The sequence below is a fragment of the Falsiroseomonas stagni DSM 19981 genome (genome assembly GCF_900114315.1).
In the GTDB taxonomy this organism is placed as follows: Bacteria; Pseudomonadota; Alphaproteobacteria; order Acetobacterales; family Acetobacteraceae; genus Falsiroseomonas; species Falsiroseomonas stagni.
This window is the reverse complement of sequence record NZ_FOSQ01000003.1, coordinates 131,607-149,193: the sequence shown is the minus strand read 5'-3', so window position 1 is coordinate 149,193 and position 17,587 is coordinate 131,607. Positions and strand designations below refer to the sequence as shown.

16 protein-coding genes are annotated in these 17,587 nt (G+C 71.3%); 10 read left to right on the top strand and 6 right to left on the bottom strand.

Annotation, left to right across the window (positions count from 1 at the left end; genetic code table 11):
- The first annotated feature begins 38 nt into the window (after positions 1–38).
- The 4 genes from BM041_RS10900 to BM041_RS10885 all read left to right on the top strand — a co-directional run bounded on the left by BM041_RS10900 (position 39) and on the right by BM041_RS10885 (position 4,298).
- Entirely contained in the window at positions 39–722 is a 684-nt protein-coding gene (locus tag BM041_RS10900; protein ID WP_092959284.1) for a fumarylacetoacetate hydrolase family protein, read from the top strand.
- A 163-nt stretch (positions 723–885) separates the two neighbouring features.
- A complete protein-coding gene (locus BM041_RS10895) occupies positions 886–1,764 on the top strand; it encodes an exodeoxyribonuclease III (RefSeq protein WP_092959282.1) in 879 nt (292 codons plus the stop codon).
- Positions 1,713–2,150, top strand: a complete 438-nt coding sequence (locus tag BM041_RS10890) for a DUF2946 family protein (RefSeq protein ID WP_139226023.1) — start codon at positions 1,713–1,715, stop codon at positions 2,148–2,150. The genes BM041_RS10895 and BM041_RS10890 overlap by 52 nt, the downstream gene beginning before the upstream one ends.
- A gap of 60 nt (positions 2,151–2,210) precedes the next feature.
- Positions 2,211–4,298 carry a TonB-dependent receptor family protein gene (locus BM041_RS10885; protein WP_092959278.1) on the top strand — a complete coding sequence of 696 codons (2,088 nt, stop codon included), beginning with the start codon at positions 2,211–2,213 and terminating at the stop codon, positions 4,296–4,298.
- A 44-nt stretch (positions 4,299–4,342) separates the two neighbouring features.
- Here the strand turns inward: BM041_RS10885 and BM041_RS10880 are convergent, their stop codons facing one another.
- The gene (locus BM041_RS10880) at positions 4,343–4,726 is read right to left on the bottom strand and encodes a con-10 family general stress protein (RefSeq protein ID WP_092959277.1); all 384 of its coding nucleotides are present in this window, start codon (positions 4,724–4,726) and stop codon (positions 4,343–4,345) included.
- Between the two features lie 367 nt (positions 4,727–5,093).
- On the opposite strand from BM041_RS10880, the gene BM041_RS10875 reads away from it, so the two are divergent.
- From BM041_RS10875 to BM041_RS10855, 5 genes are all read left to right on the top strand, one after another.
- Entirely contained in the window at positions 5,094–6,296 is a 1,203-nt protein-coding gene (locus BM041_RS10875) for a glycosyltransferase family 1 protein (protein WP_092959275.1), read from the top strand.
- Positions 6,289–7,458 carry a UDP-galactopyranose mutase gene (gene glf, locus BM041_RS10870; protein WP_092959273.1) on the top strand — a complete coding sequence of 390 codons (1,170 nt, stop codon included), beginning with the start codon at positions 6,289–6,291 and terminating at the stop codon, positions 7,456–7,458. The genes BM041_RS10875 and glf overlap by 8 nt, the downstream gene beginning before the upstream one ends.
- A gap of 96 nt (positions 7,459–7,554) precedes the next feature.
- Positions 7,555–8,352: a polysaccharide deacetylase family protein gene (locus BM041_RS30530; RefSeq protein ID WP_092959271.1), complete on the top strand. Its 798-nt coding sequence runs from the start codon at positions 7,555–7,557 to the stop codon at positions 8,350–8,352.
- Between the two features lie 153 nt (positions 8,353–8,505).
- The gene (locus tag BM041_RS10860) at positions 8,506–9,807 is read left to right on the top strand and encodes a DUF1800 domain-containing protein (RefSeq protein ID WP_092959269.1); all 1,302 of its coding nucleotides are present in this window, start codon (positions 8,506–8,508) and stop codon (positions 9,805–9,807) included.
- Positions 9,804–11,000 (top strand): DUF1501 domain-containing protein, encoded by a 1,197-nt coding sequence (locus BM041_RS10855; RefSeq protein WP_092959267.1) that lies wholly within the window; start codon positions 9,804–9,806, stop codon positions 10,998–11,000. The genes BM041_RS10860 and BM041_RS10855 overlap by 4 nt, the downstream gene beginning before the upstream one ends.
- 199 nt (positions 11,001–11,199) lie before the next feature.
- Here the strand turns inward: BM041_RS10855 and BM041_RS10850 are convergent, their stop codons facing one another.
- The 5 genes from BM041_RS10850 to BM041_RS10830 form a co-directional block, all read right to left on the bottom strand.
- The gene (locus BM041_RS10850) at positions 11,200–12,120 is read right to left on the bottom strand and encodes a hemolysin family protein (RefSeq protein WP_092959265.1); all 921 of its coding nucleotides are present in this window, start codon (positions 12,118–12,120) and stop codon (positions 11,200–11,202) included.
- Positions 12,117–12,587, bottom strand: a complete 471-nt coding sequence (ybeY, locus tag BM041_RS10845) for an rRNA maturation RNase YbeY (protein WP_245762029.1) — start codon at positions 12,585–12,587, stop codon at positions 12,117–12,119. The genes BM041_RS10850 and ybeY overlap by 4 nt, the downstream gene beginning before the upstream one ends.
- A gap of 55 nt (positions 12,588–12,642) precedes the next feature.
- Positions 12,643–13,626, bottom strand: coding sequence for a PhoH family protein (locus BM041_RS10840; RefSeq protein ID WP_092959815.1), 984 nt, complete (start codon positions 13,624–13,626; stop codon positions 12,643–12,645).
- A 119-nt stretch (positions 13,627–13,745) separates the two neighbouring features.
- Positions 13,746–15,197, bottom strand: a complete 1,452-nt coding sequence (gene miaB, locus BM041_RS10835) for a tRNA (N6-isopentenyl adenosine(37)-C2)-methylthiotransferase MiaB (protein ID WP_408735400.1) — start codon at positions 15,195–15,197, stop codon at positions 13,746–13,748.
- Positions 15,198–15,353: 156 nt separating this feature from the next.
- The gene (locus tag BM041_RS10830; RefSeq protein ID WP_092959811.1) at positions 15,354–16,286 is read right to left on the bottom strand and encodes a lysophospholipid acyltransferase family protein; all 933 of its coding nucleotides are present in this window, start codon (positions 16,284–16,286) and stop codon (positions 15,354–15,356) included.
- Positions 16,287–16,573: 287 nt separating this feature from the next.
- Here BM041_RS10830 and BM041_RS10825 point away from each other — a divergent pair, with 287 nt between their 5' ends.
- Positions 16,574–17,587: a Bug family tripartite tricarboxylate transporter substrate binding protein gene (locus tag BM041_RS10825; RefSeq protein WP_092959261.1), complete on the top strand. Its 1,014-nt coding sequence runs from the start codon at positions 16,574–16,576 to the stop codon at positions 17,585–17,587.

The window sequence follows — 17,587 nt, the reverse complement described above, 5'->3', positions numbered from 1 at the left end:
CGTCCCAGGCCGCCAGGCCCCAATCGCAAGGATCGTCCATGGCCGACTACGTCGTTCCCCCGCCCGCCCAGGCGGCCCTGCCCGTCAAGGGCGGCGGCCTGTTCCCGGTGCGCCGCATCTTCTGCGTCGGCCGCAACTACGCCGAGCACGCGATCGAGATGGGTTCCGACCCGACGCGGGAGCCCCCCTTCTACTTCACCAAGCCCTCCGACGCCGTTGTCATCAACGACGCCGACATGCCCTACCCCTCCGTCACCAAGTCCCTGCACCATGAGATGGAACTCGTGGTCGCCATCGGCACCGGCGGCGTGGACATCAAGATCGAGGACGCGCTGAAGCATGTCTGGGGCTATTGCTCCGGCCTCGACATGACCCGCCGCGACATCCAGAACGAGGCGAAGAAGACCGGCCGCCCGTGGGACATGGGCAAGGGCTTCGACCAGTCCGCGCCGATGGGCCTGCTGGTTCCGGCCGCCGGCATCGATCCCTCCAAGGGCAAGATCGAGCTGCGCGTGAACGGCAAGGTCACGCAGACCTCCGATCTCTCCAAGCTGATCTGGTCCGTGCCGGAAGTCATCGCGAACCTCTCCGGCCTGGTGCGGCTGGAACCGGGCGACCTGATCATGACGGGCACGCCGGAAGGCGTGGCGGCCGTGGTCCGCGGCGATGTCCTCGAAGGCTTCGTCGAGGGTGTCGGCACGGTCAAGACCAAGATCGTTTGATTTTCATGGCATGGATGCAAGCGCATCCATGCCCCTCAGACGCCGGGCGCCGGGCATCCGCCCGGCTTGGCTTCGCGGCATAGGCCGCGGGCGCCGTTCGGCGCCTCGGCCCGCCTGAAGTGCGGCGGGCCGCCCTGGCACCTGTGAAGCGAGGCGTCGAGCTATGACGGCAGGACGGAAAAAGGGGGAAGCGCCAGCCTCCCCGGCGGTGATCCAGGCGGCGCGGCCGCTGCGCATCGTCACCTGGAACATCAATTCCGTCCGCCTCCGCCTGCCCCTGCTGGCGGATCTCGTCGCGGCGCTCAGCCCCGATGTGATCTGCCTGCAGGAGACGAAGTGCCCCGACGAACACTTCCCGCATGACGGCGTCGAAGCCCTCGGCTTCGCGCATCGCGCGGTGCGCGGGATGAAGGGCTACAACGGCGTCGCCATCCTCTCGAAGCTGGCCTTCACGACGCGCGACGGCGCCGATCCCGACTGGTGCGGGAAGGGTGATTGCCGCCACCTCGCCGTGGAGATCGACGCCCCCGGCGGCCCCGTCGAATTGCACGACTTCTACATCCCGGCCGGCGGCGACATCCCCGACCGCGAGAAGAACATCAAGTTCGCGCACAAGCTGGATTTCGTGGCGGAGGCCACCGCCTGGTCCGCGCAACGCAAGGCCGCCGGCGGATTCAAGCGCGCCGTGCTGGTCGGCGACCTCAACATCGCCCCCCTGGAACACGATGTCTGGTCGCACAAGCAGCTTCTGGACGTCGTCAGCCACACGCCGGTGGAAACCCAGGCCCTGACCGCGATGATGGCGGCCGGCGACTGGCATGACGCGCTCCGCCACTTCGTGCCGGCGGACCAGAAGCTCTACACATGGTGGTCCTATCGCGCCGCGGATTGGCGGGCCTCGGATCGCGGGCGGCGGCTCGACCATGTCTGGGTCTCCCCCGACCTCGCCGGCGGCCTTCGCAGCCACACCGTGCTGAAGGATGCGCGGGGTTGGGAGAAGGCGTCCGACCACGTCCCCGTGCTGATCGAGGTCGCGACCTGATCCGCCGCTTTCTCCGTCGCTTCGGGCCGCTGCTCGGCGCCGTCCTGCTGCTGCAGACGGTGCTGGCGCCCTCGCTGTGCCTGGCGCGTGGCGCCGGGCATGCGGCGCTGGTGATGGAGATCTGCGGGCCGGATGGCCTGAAGCGCGTTGCCATCGGCGCCGATGGCCAGGTCCTGCCCCTGCCGGCGCATGACCCGGCGGAACACGGCCCCGGCTTCTGCCCCGCCTGCCACGCCGTGCCCGCGGTCGCGGCGCTCGACCCGCCGCTGCTGCCCACGCCCCATTGGGTGCGCGTGGCGCAGGCGGACGCCCTCCCCCAATCCACCGCGCCGCGCCCGCCCATCCGCGGGCCGCCGCTCGGCGCCCAGGCTCCCCCCCTCTCCTGACGGTCCGCGCGGCACCGCGCCGCGCCTTCGCGCACCTATCAGGACAGGAACGGAATCATCATGCGTCTCATCACGCGTTGCCGGCTGCTGGCCGGCACGGCGCTGCTCGCGCCCACCCTCGCCTTCGCCCAGGAAGCCACCCCGGGCATCTCCATCACCGTCACCGCGCCGCCCATCCCGGCCGCCGCCGCGACGCCGTCCAACGAACAGGCGACGGAGGAAGCCCGCCGCATCCCCGGCAACGTCTCCATCGTGCCGGCGGAGCGTTTCCTCGACCGCCCCGGCTCGACCACGCTGCGGGAGATGCTGGACCTCACCCCCGGGGTCTTCGCCCAGCCGAAATGGGGCGAGGATTCGCGCCTTTCGATCCGCGGCTCCGGCTTGGCCCGCAACTTCCACCTGCGCGGCGTGCGCCTGACGCTGGATGGCATGCCGATCAACCAGGCCGATGGCAGCGGCGATTTCCAGGAACTGGATGCGCAGCTTCTGCAGCGGCTGGAGGTCTTCCGCGGCGGCAACGCCTTCGCGCTCGGCGCCAACACGCTGGGCGGCGCGCTCAACGGCGTGTCCCAGACCGCACAGAGCAACCCCGGCGGCACGGTCCGCCTGGAAGCCGGCAGCCACGGCTTCGCCCGCGGCCTGCTGAGCTATGGCGCCACGGCCGGCCAGGCGGATGCCTTCATCGCCTATTCCACCCTCAGCCAGGAAGGCTTCCGCGACCACAGCGCCGGCCGCAGCCAGCGCGTCAACGGCAATGTCGGCTATCGCTGGTCCGACAATGCGGAGACGCGCTTCTACGTCACCTACAACAACATCTGGCAGCAGATCCCCGGGGCCGTGACGCGCGACCAGGCGCTGCGGTCGCCACGCACCGCCGCCAGCGCCAACCTGGCCGGCGACTACCAGCGCAACATCGAAAGCCTCCGCCTCGGCAGCCGCACCGCGGTCCGGCCGATGGAGGGCGTGCTGCTGGAAGCCGGCATCAGCCTGGTGCGGCGTGAACTGGACCACCCGATCTTCCAGTATATCGACCAGCGCAACGACGATGTCGGCGCCTATGCCCGCGCCACGCTGGATGGCGTGGTGGGCGGCATGGACCACCGTCTGGTGGTCGGCGCCAATGCCGCGATCGGCGTCACCGACAGCAACCGATACCTGAACATCGGCGGCCGCGCCGGCGCGCGCACCGCCTCCTCCCTCGACCGCGCGCGCACCAACGACCTGTATGCCGAAAGCACGCTGCGGGTGCGCCCCGATGTTGCGATCATCACCGGCCTGCAGGCCGGGGAGGCCTATCGCTCATCGCGCGACCGCTTCCTGACGGAAGCCGTCACATCAGCCGACCCCTTCCGCGACGACAGCGGCAGCGGCCACTGGCAGTGGCTGAACCCGCGCTTCGGTGCGCTGTGGGACGTGACGGACCAGGCGCAGCTTTTCGCCAACCTCACCTGGAGCACGGAGCCGCCGACGCTGTCGGATCTCACGCCGCTGGTCGCCGTCGGCGGCTTCTCCCGCCTCGACGCGCAGCGCGCCGTGACGGCGGAAATCGGCACGCGCGGCCGGCAGGGCGACCTCAGCTACGAGGTCACGCTCTACCGCTCCTGGATCAAGGACGAGATCCAGCTCCTCGCCGGCCCCACGGCGGGCACGTCGCTGGCGCAGAATGTCGACCGCACCATCCACCAGGGGATCGAGGCCGGGGCGGACTGGCTGGCGGCGCGGGATTCGATCGCGGTCGGTGACACGCTGCGGCTGCGCGGCGCCTACACCTTCAGCGATTTCCGCTTCGACGGCGACCGCAGCTATGGCGACAACGAATTGCCCGGCGCGCCGCGGCACCTGCTGCGCGCCGAGCTCCGCTACGCCCATCCCGCCGGTGGCTGGGTGGCGCCGCACCTGGACTGGGTGCCGCAGGCCTTCTACGCGGACAACGCCAATACGCTGAAGACCAGCAGCTACGCCCTGTTCGGCATCCGCGGCGGCTGGGATTTCGGCCATGGCGTCACCGCCTTCGCGGAGGCCCGGAACCTCGGCGACACGCGCTACATTTCCAGCACCAGCGTGGCGACGGTGGCGGCTGCGAACAGCGCGCTGTTCGAGCCCGGCTTCGGCCGCAGCGTCTTCGCGGGGGTGCAGTTCCGCTTCTGACGAAGCAGGAGCCGCCGGATCACGCCGGCGGCTCCCACCGTCACTCAGCGGCGGTTGCCGCCGCCGCTGCTCTGCCCGTCCTTGCGGCCGGCCTCGCTGGCCTTCTCCCGGTCCTGGGCGAAGTTGCCCGGGTTTCCATCGGAATTCCCCTGGGACCCGCCACCGCCCTGGCTGTGCTGGCCGCCCATGCGGCCGGCCTCGCTGGCCTTTTCCCGGTCATTGGCGAAGTTGCCGGGGTTGTTGTCCTTCCCCTGGTGGCTGCCGCCGACCTGGCCGGCGCGCGCGGCCTTCTCCGGGTCGTTCGCGAAATTGCCGGGGTTGTTCTCCCGCCCCTGGTGCTGGCCGCCGGTGCGCCCGGCCTCGGCCGCCTTCTCCCGGTCATTCGCGAAATTGCCGGGATTGCTGTTGCCCTGGTTGTTGCCGGCCATGATGCCGTTCTCCCATCTCTCTCGTTCGGGACCGCCGGTTTCCCCGGCTGGCCCATCCGCCGCCGGCCCCCCGGGGCCCGCTTCGGGGACGGTCGGAAGAACGCGGGCCGCACCGGCCGGGATGCGCGCCTTGAGCGGATTTCACGCGATGCGTTCGCGCAGCGGTGCCGAACCGTGCCGGTCGCCTGGCCCGCGCGTTCCCGCCGCCGCCGCTCACGAGTCCGGAATCCCCGCCGGAACCGCAGCGCAGCATCCCGCGTTCTGACGGGCATCCAGGACGTCCGGATGGTCCAGGGCAGCGGCGATCACGCCGCGCGGCAGGCTGCCGTGTGCCCGTCCATCCGCCCCCTGACCATAGGAGATCAGGATGAACGAGGCCCCGCCTTGTGCCGTACACGCACGTCCCGTGCTGCTCTGCCTCTCCCACCTGCGCTGGGATTTCGTCTTCCAGCGCCCGCAGCACCTGATGACGCGCGCGGCCCGGACGCATGAGGTGATCTTCCTGGAGGAACCGCTCCACCAGGACGTGCCCGCCCCGCGGCTCGACCTCTCCCCCCGTCCCGGCGGCGTCACCGTCGCGCAGCCCATCCTGCCGCATGGCACCACGCCCGATGCCGCCGTCAGCGCGCAGCGGGACCTGATGGACGGGCTTCTCGCCGCCCGCGCCGGCCGCAAGCTGGTCGCCTGGTTCTACACGCCGATGGCGCTGGCCTTCGCGGGGCACCTGCATCCCGACGTCACCGTCTATGACTGCATGGACGAACTCTCCGCCTTCCGCGGCGCGCCGCCGGCGATGCTGGAGATGGAGCGCCGCCTGATCGCCCGCGCGGACCTGGTCTTCACTGGCGGCCGAAGCCTCTATGAGGCGAAGCGCGGCCGGCACGCCCGCGTCCACTGCTTCCCCTCCTCCATCGATACCGCCCATTTCGGCCAGGCGCGCCTTGGCCCGGCGGAGCCGGAAGCGATGCGCGGCCTGCCGCATCCGCGCCTCGGCTTCTTCGGCGTCATCGACGAACGGATGGATATCGACCTGGTCGCGACGCTCGCGGCGCTGCGCCCGAACTGGTCCTTCGTCATGGTCGGGCCCGTCGTGAAGATCGACGAAGCGGCCCTGCCCCGCGCCGCCAACATCCACTGGCTCGGTGGCCGCGGCTATGCCGACCTGCCCGCGCATCTCGCGCATTGGGATGTCGGCTTCATGCCCTTCGCGCTGAATGAGAGCACACGCTTCATCAGCCCGACCAAGACGCCCGAATTCCTCGCCGCCGGCCTGCCCGTCGTCTCCACCCCCGTCGTGGACGTGGTGCGCGACTATGCCGATGCCGGCCTGGTGGAGATCGCGGAGGATGCCGCCGCGATGGCCGCGAAGGTGGAGATGATGCTGGCGCGGGATCGTGGGCCCTGGCTCACCCGCGTCGATGCGCAGCTCGCCCGCAATTCCTGGGACATCACCTGGGGCCGCATGGCCGGGCTGATCGGCGACATCGCGGCGCCGCAGATGTCGGTGGCGCGCGCGGGTGCCGGACGTGCCTTCCAGACCATCCGGGCAGCGGGGGCGGCGCATGTTTGATTGGCTCATCGTGGGGGCCGGCTTTGCCGGCTCCGTCCTGGCCGAACGCCTGGCGACGCAGCGCGGCGACAAGGTGCTCGTCATCGACAAGCGGCCGCACATCGCCGGCAATGCCTATGACCATCTCGACGAGGCGGGCGTGCTGATCCACCGCTACGGCCCGCACATCTTCCACACCAACAGCGAAGCGGTGTTCGGCCATCTCTCGAAGTTCACGGCCTGGCGCAACTACGAACACCGCGTCCTCGCGCAGGTCATCAGCCCGACCACCGGCCAGCCCGTGCAGGTGCCGATGCCGATCAACCTCGACACCATCAACACCCTCTACGGCCTGTCGCTGACGGAGGCCGAGGTGGAGGGATGGATGGCGGCGCGGGCGGAGACGCCGGACCAGATCCGCACGAGCGAGGATGTGGTGGTGGCCAAGGTGGGCCGCGAACTCTACGAACTCTTCTTCCGCGGCTACACGCGCAAGCAATGGGCGCTCGACCCCGGCGAGCTGGACAAGTCGGTCACCGCGCGCGTGCCGACGCGCACCAACACCGATGACCGCTACTTCACCGACAGGTTCCAGGCGATGCCGCGGGATGGCTACACCGCGATGTTCGCGCGCATGCTGGACCAGCCCGGCATCACGGTGCGCACCGGCATGGATTTCGCGGAAGCGCGCAAGCGCTTCAGCTTCCGCCGCATCATCTGGACGGGTCCGGTCGATGAGTATTTCGGCTTCCGCTACGGCAAGCTTCCCTACCGCAGCCTGAATTTCCGGCATGAGACGCTGGACCGCGAATGGGCGCTGCCGACCGGCACGGTGAACCACCCGGCGGAGGAGACGCCCTTCACCCGCGTCTCCGAATACAAGTGGATCACCGGCCAGCAGCATCCGAAGACCAGCGTGACCTACGAATTCCCGTCCGCGGAGGGCGACCCCTACTACCCCATCCCCCGCCCGGAGAACGCCGCGCTCTACAAGCGCTACGAGGCGCTGGCGGATGCGGAGCGGGACACCTGGTTCGTCGGACGGCTCGCGACCTACCGCTACTACAACATGGACCAGGTGGTGGGGCAGGCTCTGGCGACCTTCGCGCGGGTCCAGACGGTGGTGCCGCCCGCCTCCGCCAATGACGACCAGCGGCTGGCCCAAGCCGGGACGGCGGATTGAAGACAGCCGCCACGGCGGCCGTAAGCGGGGTGAAAGCTGGCGCGGGTAGGGTGGGAGCATTCCCTTCTCCCCCTCTCCCTCCCCCCGAGGTTCCGCTTGCCCCTGTCCCGGATTCTCCTTCGGCTGGAGCTGGCCCTCTGGCGGCGCCGGGGCCGCCTGCCGCTGCTGTGGTGGCGTGACGATGGCACGCAGGCGGATACGCCGGCGCTCCGGCGGCTCCTCGCCCTGTCGCATCGCCACGCCGTGCCGCTGACCCTGGCGGTCACGCCGCCCGCCGCCGGCGCGCCCACGTCGTCCGCCCTGGCCGCCCTGCTGGCGGCCTGCCCGCTGGTGACCGTGGCGCAGCACGGCATCACCCACCGCAACATCGCCGGCCCGGGGGAGGCGCCCTCCGAGGTCCCGCGGGTGATCGGCCTCGGCATGCTGGCCAGCGAGATCGGCCGCGCGGCCGCCGCCCTGGAGGGGCTGCCGAACCGCCTCCCCGTCTTCGTGCCCGCCTGGAACCGCCTGACGCCGGCCCTTGCCGCGGCGGCGGCGCAGGCGGGTTTCGCGGGGCTGTCCGGCCATGGCGGGCAGGACGCCGCCGTGGCGCCGCTACCGCGCCTCGATGTCCATCTCGACCTGCTGGACAGGGATGGCCCGCCACGCTTCCAGGGCGAGGCATCCGTCACCCTGCACCTTGTCCGCCTGCTGCGCGAAGGGCGGCGCGAAGGCCGGTGGGATGCGCCGATCGGCCTGCTGACCCATCACCTCGACCATGACGAGGCCGCCTGGCGGTTCCTCGACCGGCTGCTGGCGGAGCTTGGCCCGCGCGCCAGGATCGCCCCGCTCGGCACGCTGCTCGGGCTGCCGGCGATGGGGGCGCCAGGCTCCTGCCCCGCCGCCGCGGCCTGAACGGCGCGGCCGTCCGGCCCGCCCCTGACCACACAAGGCATGTGGATTATTCACCCATTCGTGTAGTCGGTCCCGAGCGAGATCAACAGCTTGCCGGGACCGATACGGTTCGTAACCCAAGATTCCGCCATTCTTCGCGCCCAGCCTTCGCGCATGAGCATCTCGCCCCAGCTCGCCGTCCACCGGTTCGGTCTCGGGCCCCGCGCGGCCCTGCCCGCCGATCCCCTCGCCTGGCTCGATGCCCAGACCATCGGCGCCGGCCCCCCCATCCCCCCGCCGGAGGGCCGCGACACGGCCTTCGCGCTGGCGGAAGGCTACGCCGCCTGGCGGGAGCATGACGCATCCCCGCCCCCCGCCGGCCAACCGAGCCCCGTCACCCGCCTGTTCCGCGCGGAGCAGGAGGCCTGGACGAGGCACCTCCTCTCGGCGGAGGAGCCCTTCCGCGAACGCCTCGTGATGTTCTGGCTGAACCACTTCACGGTGGCGGAGCGCGGCGGCTTCGGCGTCACCACCGCCTATGCGGGCTTCCTGAGGGACGTGGTTCGCCCGCGCATCACCGGCCGCTTCGCCGACCTGCTGGTAGCGGTCTCGATGTCCCCCGCCATGCTCTACTACCTGGACCAAGTCGCCTCGGTCGGCCCGAGCAGCCCGTTCGGCCGGCGCAGCGGCCGGGGCCTGAACGAGAACCTGGCGCGGGAGATCCTGGAACTCCACAGCCTGTCGCCCGCCGCCGGCTACACCCAGGCCGATGTCACGGAATTCGCCCGGCTGATGACGGGCTGGGGGGTGGAGCGGATGCGGGAGCCCTTCGGCACGATCTTCCGCCCCGCCAACCACGAACCCGGCCCCAAGACGGTGATGGGCAAGCGGTTCGAGGAAGGGCCGGGCGCCTATGAGGAAGCGCTGCGCTTCCTGGCCGCCCATCCCGCCACGCTCCGCCACATCGCCTTCAGGCTGGTCCGCCACTTCATCGCCGACGACCCGCCACCCGACGCCGTGGCAACGATCGAGACAGTGCTGCGGGACACGGACGGAGACCTGGGCGCCGCCGCCCGCGCCCTGCCACGCCTGCCGCAGGCCGCCGATCCGGCACTGACGAAACTGCGAAGCCCGATGGAGTGGGTGCTGGCCGTCCACCGCGCCGGCGGCACCACGGACCCGCGCCCGGTCATGTCCGGCATGGCCGCGCTGGCGCAGCCGCTCTGGAACGCGCCGCAGCCGAATGGATGGCCCGACACGGCGCAGGGCTGGGCGGGGCCGGAGGGCGTGATGCAGCGCCTCGACCTCGCCTTCGACATCGCCGGCCGCTTCGCCCGCCAGGATCCCCGCGCGCTGCTGGAGGCGACGCTCGGCCCGCTCGCCGGCCCCGCCACGCGCCGCGCCGTCACCACCGCCGGCGGCGCGCGGGATGCCATCGCCCTTCTCTTCGCCAGCCCGGAGATGCAGCGCCGATGACCCACCTCCCCCGGCTCGGCCGCCGCGGCTTCCTGCTGGGCCTCGGCGCCGTCGCGACCCTCGGCCAGGCCCGCCTGGCGCTGGCCGATCCCACCCCCGGCGAATCCCGCCTGGTCGTCATCCTGCTGCGCGGCGCCATGGATGGGCTGCACGCCCTGGTCCCCTATGGCGATGCCGACTACGCCGGCCTGCGCGGCGCCCTCGCCCTGCCAGGACCGGGGGCCGAGGGCGGGGTGCTCGACCTCGGCGGCTTCTTCGGCCTGCACCCCGCCTTGGCCGCGATGCACGCGATGTATGGCGAAGGCGCGCTGCTGCCCATCCACGCCGTCGCCGGCCCCTACCGCACCCGCAGCCATTTCGATGGCCAGGACCTGCTGGAAGGCGGCAGCGACCAGCGCCTCACCTCCGGCTGGCTCAACCGCGCTCTGGCCGCCGCCGCCCTGACGGAAGGCAGGGCCCGCCGCGGCCTGGCGCTCGGCATCGACCTGCCGCTGATCCTGCGCGGCCCGCAGCCCGTCGGCATGTGGGCGCCGCCCCGCCCCGCGCGGCCCGACGCCATGCTGTATCTCCGCATGGCGGAGCTGCTGCATGACGACCCGCTGCTCGGCCCCGGCGTGGCGGAGGGCCTGCGCGGCCGCGGCTTTGCCAGCGAGGCCCTGTCCATGGGCGCGCCCCTGCCCACCAACCAGGGCGGCTTCCTCCGCCTGGCCGGCGCCGCCGGCCGCCTGCTGGCGGCGGCGGAGGGCCCGCGCGTCGCCGCCCTCGAAATCGGCGGCTGGGACACCCATGCCGCCCAGGCCGACCGGATGCTGCCCGCGCTCCGGCAGCTCGATGGCGGCCTGGCCGCGCTCAAGGCCGAACTCGGCCCCGCCTGGGCGCGCACCGCCGTGCTCTGCATCACCGAATTCGGCCGCACCGCGCGCGTCAACGGCAACGCTGGCACGGACCACGGCACCGCGGGCGCGGCCTTCCTGGCCGGCGGCGCCATCCAGGGCGGCCGCGTGCTGGCCGATTGGCCGGGCCTCGGCCAGGGCAAGCTGTTCGAGAACCGCGACGTCCAGCCCACCCGCGACCTGCGCGCGATCGCGAAGGGCCTGCTGCGCGACCACCTGCGCCTGCCAGCCTCGGCGGTCGCGGCGGCGTTCCCGGGGAGCGAGGCGGTCGGAGCGGAGGCGGGGATGGTGCGCGGGTGATTCCGGGGGAACGCTGTTCCCCCGGACCCCCATGCCAGGGTCCAACGGGACCCTGGACCGCGGGCATGACGACGAAGGGGGAGGGGGCACTACGGCCCCCTCCCCCTTCGTCGCTGTATCTCATGGGTTCCAAGGGCCCGCTGGCCCTTGGTGGGGGGTGCGGGGGGGCAGCGCCCCCCTGCAAGCCACCCCGAGCGACCTACTCCGCCGCCTGCTTCGCCGGCTCCGTCCCCGGCATCCGCACCCGCAGCCTGCGTATCCGCCGCGGGTCCGCGTCCAGCACCCGGAATTCGAGGCCGGAGGGGTGGGAGATCAACTCGCCGCGCGCCGGCACGCGCCCTGCCAGGGTGAAGACCAGCCCGCCGACCGTATCGATGTCGGAGTTGCGTTCCTCCTCCGTCAGCACGCTGCCGAACTTGGCCTCGAAGGCTTCCACGGTCGTGCGCGCGTCCAGCTCCACCGTCCCGTCGGGCCGGTCCTGCATGGTCACGGGCGTGACTTCGTCATGTTCGTCCGCGATGTCGCCGACGATGGTCTCGACCAGATCCTCGATCGTCACCAGCCCGTCGATGCCGCCGTATTCGTCCACCACCAGCGCCATGTGGATCCGCGCCGCGCGCATCTGCAGCAGCAGGTCCAGCACCGGCATGGTCGGCACCACGAAGAGCGGCCGCCGCAGGATCGCCTTCAGGGAGAAGGTGGCGGGGTCCCGCCCCACGGCGGCGAAGACGTCCTTGATGTGCACCATCCCCGCGATGTCATCGAGGTTCTGGCGATAGACCGGGAAGCGGCTGTGGCCTTCCCGCTGGATCAGCCGGATCGCCTGGTCGAGGGTCAGATCCTCCGGCATCGCCAGGATGTCGGCGCGCGGCACCATGACGTCATAGGCCGTCTTGTCCCGCAGCAGCAGCACGTTGGACAGCAGCAGGCGTTCGTTCAGGTCGAGCCCGCTGCCGTCATGCTCCGCCGCGCGGTTGGCGCGCTCCTCCTCCCGGCTCTCCAGCAATTCCTCGACCCGGTCGCGGACGCTTTCATTCTCCCGCCGTCCGAGCAGGGTCTGCAGGCGTCCGAAGAAGCTGTTCCGCCGGTCATGGGCGGATTGGCCGTTGCCCCCGCTCATGGCGCGGACCTCCGCGTGGCGGCGGAGCCTTCCTTCCACGGGTTGGGCCGACCGAGGCGGCGCATCACGCGCGCCTCCGCCTGTTCCATCCGCCTGGCCTCGCCGGCTTCCAGATGGTCATGCCCCGCCAGGTGCAGGGCGCCATGGGCGACGAGGTGGGCGAGGTGGTCCGCCGGCCGGCGGCCGTTCTGCCGCGCCTCCCGCCGCACCACGCCGAGTGCCAGGGCGATGTCGCCGAGGTGCCCGGGCATGCCGCCGGGGAAGGACAAGACATTGGTGGGCTTGGCTTTCGCGCGGTGGTCGCTGTTCAGGCGCCGCACCGTGGCGTCATCCGCCAGCAGCACCGTGATGGCGCCGGCCGCCCCGGATTCGCGCAAGGCTGCCTCAGCGGCCTGCCTGGCGAGTGCCTCAGGCCGTTTCACCGCGGCGCGCCATCCCGGCGCCGCCAGGACGATGGTGATGTCCATCGCCCCATCCCTGACCCCAGCGCTACGGGAAGAATTCCCTGCCGCGCCGGGCGGTCTACTTAACGGTTCCATCCTTCTCCTTCTGCCCCCGGCCCCTCTGGGCAGCCTCATCCAGGCGCCCATAGGCCGCGACGATCCGTGCCACGAGGGGATGCCTTACCACATCCCGTTCCGCAAATCGCGCCACCGCGATGCCATCAACCCCATCAAGAATCGCCAGCGCCTCGTTCAACCCGGATTTCTGCCCCGGCGGCAGGTCGATCTGGGTCGGGTCGCCGGTGACCACCATCCGGCTCCCATGCCCCATGCGCGTCAGGAACATCTTCATCTGGGCCGGCGTGGTGTTCTGCGCCTCGTCCAGGATGGCGTAGCAATGGGCCAGCGTCCGGCCGCGCATGAAGGCCAGCGGCGCGACCTCGATCTCCCCCGCCTCGATCCGCCGCTTCACCTGCTCCGCCGGCATCATGTCATGCAGCGCGTCGTAAAGCGGGCGAAGATAGGGATCGACCTTCTCCTTCATGTCGCCCGGCAGGAAGCCGAGCCTCTCGCCCGCCTCCACCGCCGGCCGGGACAGCACGATGCGGTCGACGCGGCCCGCCTGAAGCAGCGCCACCCCCTGCGCGACCGCGAGGTAGGTCTTGCCCGTGCCCGCCGGGCCGATGCCGAAGACCATGTCGTTGCGGGCCAGCATGTCGATATAGGCGGCCTGGGCCGGGGTGCGCGGCGCGATGGCGCCCTTGCGCGTCCGGATCGCGGGGATGTCCTGCAGCGGCAGGCGCGGGTCAGCTTCCTGCACGCCCTCAGCCATCCGCATCGCTGCCTCCACCTCCGCCGATCCCACCGCCTCGCCCTTCTGCAATTGTCGCCAGAGGCTGCCGAGTGCCGCTTCCGCCACTTCCGTCCGTTCCGGCGTGCCGGTCACGGTCAGCCGGTTCCCCCGGCTGTTCAACCTGATTCCCAGCCGGACCTCGATCCGCGCCAGGTTGCGGTCATGCTCCCCGTAGAGGAGCGGGACCAGCGCGTTGTCGTCGAACTGCATCGTGACCACGCGCTGGGCGGGCTGGTCGGCGGAGGCGAGGCGCTGTCGCGCCACGGGTTCGGCGACCCGACCAGCAGGAAGGCCGAAGGGGGGGGTCGAAAGCGCGGCGGGCGGGGTGTTCAAGCGGCGGCCTTCTCCTGACAGGGGGGTTGGGGGCTGGTCTCGGGCGGTCCGTTCCCCGCGGGCCGCTCAAGAGGATGCACGGCGAGTGAATTGGGGAGTGCCGCGGCAACGTCCACCGCGATCACATCCCCGGGCTGCTGGCCCGCGCCCACGAAATGCACGGGCTGGAGCCAGGGCGACCGTCCCGCGAGCTGGCCGGGGTGGCGACCTGGCCCCGTGACCAGCACATCGCAGCGCCGCCCCACGCAGGAACGATTGAACCCGTCCTGCTGTTCCCGCAGCAGCGCCTGGATTTCCTGCAGCCGGCGGTCCTTTTCCGCCTCCGGCACCTGCATCGTGGCGCCGGCGGCCGGCGTGCCGGGGCGGGACGAGTATTTGAACGAATAGGCCAGCGCGAAGCCGACATCGCGGATCAGCGCCATCGTCGCCTGGTGGTCCGCCTCGTTCTCCCCGGGATGGCCCGCGATGAAGTCGGAGGACAGCGCGATGTCCGGCCGCGCCGCGCGCAGCTTCTCCGCGATCCGCCGGTAGTCATCCGCCTTGTGGCCGCGGTTCATGGCCTGGAGGATGCGGTCCGACCCCGACTGCACGGGCAGATGCAGGAAGGGCATCAGCGCCGGGATATCCCCATGCGCCGCGATCAACTCGTCATCCATGTCCCGCGGATGGCTGGTGGTGTAGCGCAGCCGGGCCACGCCCTCGATATCGGCCAGTTCCCGCAGCAGCCGCGCCAGGTTCCAGGTCTTCCCGTCCAGGCCTTCCCCGTGCCAGGCATTCACGTTCTGGCCGAGGAGGGCGATCTCCCGGCTCCCCTGCGCCGCGAGGCGCCGGGCCTCCGCGATCACGGTCGCCGCGCTGCGCGAATACTCGGACCCCCGCGTATAGGGGACGACGCAGAAGGAACAGAACTTGTCGCAGCCCTCCTGGATGGTCAGGAAGGCCGTCACGCCCTGCGGCGTCGTGCTGTCCGGCAGGAAGTCGAATTTTTCCTCGGCCGGGAAATCGGTCTCGATCACGGCGCCCGCCGCCCGTGTGGCACGGGCCACCATCTCCGGCAGGCGATGATAGGTCTGCGGGCCGAGCACGAGGTCCACGTAAGGGGCGCGGGCGGTGATCTCCGCCCCTTCCGCCTGCGCGACGCAGCCGGCGACGGCGAGGATCATGCGATCCCCACCCTGTTCCTTCGCCTGCTTCAGGACGCGCAAACGGCCGAGTTCGGAGAACAGCTTCTCCGACGCCTTCTCCCGGATATGGCAGGTGTTGAGCACCACCATGTCGGCGTCTTCCGGCGCCTCCGCCGGCGCATAGCCGAGGGGGGCCAGCACATCCGCCATGCGGGCGCTGTCATAGACATTCATCTGGCAGCCCCAGGTGCGGATGAAGAGCCGCTTGAGGGGCCGCGCCGGCGTATCGCCGGTGATGGTCGAAGGGGGGCTGGGGGCGTTCACCGGTGAAAACACTCCGCCGCCCCGCCGGGAAAACGGCGGGGGGAAGCGGGGGATGTGCGCAGGTGCCGCGCCCGGGTCAAGCGACCCCGTGCGACGGCCGCACGGCCGAAGGGTTCATCGCCATGCCGGCAGGCTGCGGGACGCCGCCGCGCCGGGTCAAGCGGGAATGCGGGGCAGGGGGGCGCGCAGCGGCACCACGGGCCGGTTCTGCCGCATGGTGGCGCAGGCGCGGGCGATCACTTCCGAACACGCGGCCGCCAGCGCCTTGCGGTCCGGGTAGTCCGCGGGGTCCACGGGTTCATGCAGCACGACCGTGGCCCGCCCGCCAGGGTGGCGCGCCAGGCGCCAGAAATGGGTGAAGATGTCGGTATCCCCGTACCACGCGAAAAGCGGCCGGTCGCGCCGGCAGGCCGGCAGCCCGCCCAGGCGGTCGAACACCACGGAGACCGGCTGCACCTGCCGCGCATGGTCGGCGACGGACAGGAAGGCGCTGCGGAAGGGCAGCACCCGGCCGCCATCGCTGGTCGTGCCCTCGGGGAACAGGATCACGCTCTCCCCCTGGCCCATGCGTTCGCGGATCACGCCGGCCTCTCCCTTCGTGGCCGTCCGGGTGCGGCTGACGAAGAGCGTCCGCCCCAGCCGCGCCACGGTGCGGATCAGCGGCCATTGCCCCACTTCCGACTTGGCGACGAAGGCCGCATCCAGCGTCGTGCCCAGCGCCAGCACATCGAGCCAGGAGGAATGGTTGGACACGAAGAGCACCGGCGCCTGGCGCGTCGCCTCCCCCACCACCCGGATCTTCAGGCCGATCAGCCAGCACAGCACGCGGAAATAGACCTGCCCGAAGGCGACATTCGCCCGCCCCGGCAGCGCCAGCAGCAGCGCCTGGATGGGGATGGCGATCAGCGTCCAGGCCAGGATCGACACCAGGCGGCGGGAGGCGCGGAACCGCCCCCCCAACCGGCGGAATCCCAGCACATCCCCCCACAATCCTTCCGGATCGGCGGAGGAGAACTGGATCGGGGACTTCCGGAGCAGGCTGCGGGGCCGCAGCGCGTCGGAAGCGGTCAGGCGGGCGGTGGCTTCCATGGCCCGCATTAACGCGGCGATCCGCGACATGGCAATGAAAGCCGCGCGACCATCGCGTGACGATCGGTTTCAGGCGCGGCGGCGGAGAGAGGACGGCAGGAGAAGACCGCCCCCGGACCCTTTGTCGGGAAACAAATCATCCCGCGCAGGTTGCGCGTTGTGCGAAGCGCACGGGAGTGCGTTGTGCGACGCGGACGGGAGTGCGTTGTGCGACGCGCACGGGAGTGCGTTGTGCGACGCGCACGGGAGTGCGTTGTGCGGCGCGCCCCGGCACGGCAGGGTGGGGCATGAATCGAACCCGCGAAGAGGCCGTCTCCATGCCGCATCGCCTTGCCCGCCGCACCCTGCTGGGCGCCACCCTCGCCGCGCCCATCCTGGCGACGCATGCCCGCGCCCAGGGCGCCTGGTCGCCCGACCGGCCCGTGCGCCTGATCGTCCCCTTCGCCCCGGGCGGCAGCCAGGACGTGCTCGGCCGCCTCTTCGCCCAGGCCGTGTCGCAGAGCGTCGGCCAGAACATGGTGATCGAGAACCGTGCCGGCGCCGGCGGCATCATCGGCGCGCAGGAAACCGCCCGCGCGGCGCCGGATGGGCTGACGCTGCTGCTGGCCACCGCCGGGCAGCTCACCATCGCCAAGGCCGTCGGCCGCCGCCTGGCCTATGATCCGGTCAACGACTTCGCCCCCATCATCCACCTCTCCGACAGCCCCGTGGCGCTGGCCACCGCGCCCAGCCTGCCGGTCAACAACACCCGCGAACTCATCGCCTACTGCAAGGCCGCCCGGCAGCCCGTGCCCTACGGCTCCACCGGCATCGGCACCAACACCCACCTGATCATGGAAGACCTGAAGGCGCGGGAGGGGCTGAATGTCGAGCACATCCCCTATCGCGGCGCGGCGGCCGCCTTCAACGACCTCGCCGCCGGGCGGATCGGGCTGATGTTCATCTCCGTCGCCTCCGTCCTCGCCGTCTCCGGCGCGCAGATGAAGGTGCTCGGTGTCTCCTCCCGCGAACGCTTCCCCCCCACCCCCGATGTGCCGACCTTGATCGAGGGCGGGCTGGCAGGGTTCGAGGCCTCCATCTGGACCGGCATCGCCGCCCCGGCCGCGACCCCCGCGCCGATCATCGAGCGCTGGCGCGCCGAATTCGCCAAGGCGCTGGACACGGATCTGGTGAAATCCCGCCTGCCCGCGCTGGGCTCCACCGCCAATGGCAGCGGCCCGGCGGAATTCGGCCGGCTGCTGCGGGAGGATCTGGACCGCTGGACCCGCGTCGCGGCGCCGCTCTCGATCTCCCTGGAGTAG

Coding starts and splice junctions, on each gene's coding strand:
- BM041_RS10875 (WP_092959275.1), top strand. CDS start 5,094: ATGAACGAGGCCCCGCCTTGTGCCGTACACGCACGTCCCGTGCTGCTC.
- BM041_RS10830 (WP_092959811.1), bottom strand. CDS start 16,286: ATGGAAGCCACCGCCCGCCTGACCGCTTCCGACGCGCTGCGGCCCCGC.
- BM041_RS10900 (WP_092959284.1), top strand. CDS start 39: ATGGCCGACTACGTCGTTCCCCCGCCCGCCCAGGCGGCCCTGCCCGTC.
- BM041_RS10880 (WP_092959277.1), bottom strand. CDS start 4,726: ATGGCCGGCAACAACCAGGGCAACAGCAATCCCGGCAATTTCGCGAAT.
- ybeY (WP_245762029.1), bottom strand. CDS start 12,587: ATGGACATCACCATCGTCCTGGCGGCGCCGGGATGGCGCGCCGCGGTG.
- BM041_RS10860 (WP_092959269.1), top strand. CDS start 8,506: ATGAGCATCTCGCCCCAGCTCGCCGTCCACCGGTTCGGTCTCGGGCCC.
- glf (WP_092959273.1), top strand. CDS start 6,289: ATGTTTGATTGGCTCATCGTGGGGGCCGGCTTTGCCGGCTCCGTCCTG.
- BM041_RS10825 (WP_092959261.1), top strand. CDS start 16,574: ATGAATCGAACCCGCGAAGAGGCCGTCTCCATGCCGCATCGCCTTGCC.
- BM041_RS10885 (WP_092959278.1), top strand. CDS start 2,211: ATGCGTCTCATCACGCGTTGCCGGCTGCTGGCCGGCACGGCGCTGCTC.
- BM041_RS10850 (WP_092959265.1), bottom strand. CDS start 12,120: ATGAGCGGGGGCAACGGCCAATCCGCCCATGACCGGCGGAACAGCTTC.
- BM041_RS10855 (WP_092959267.1), top strand. CDS start 9,804: ATGACCCACCTCCCCCGGCTCGGCCGCCGCGGCTTCCTGCTGGGCCTC.
- BM041_RS10840 (WP_092959815.1), bottom strand. CDS start 13,626: ATGCAGTTCGACGACAACGCGCTGGTCCCGCTCCTCTACGGGGAGCAT.
- BM041_RS10895 (WP_092959282.1), top strand. CDS start 886: ATGACGGCAGGACGGAAAAAGGGGGAAGCGCCAGCCTCCCCGGCGGTG.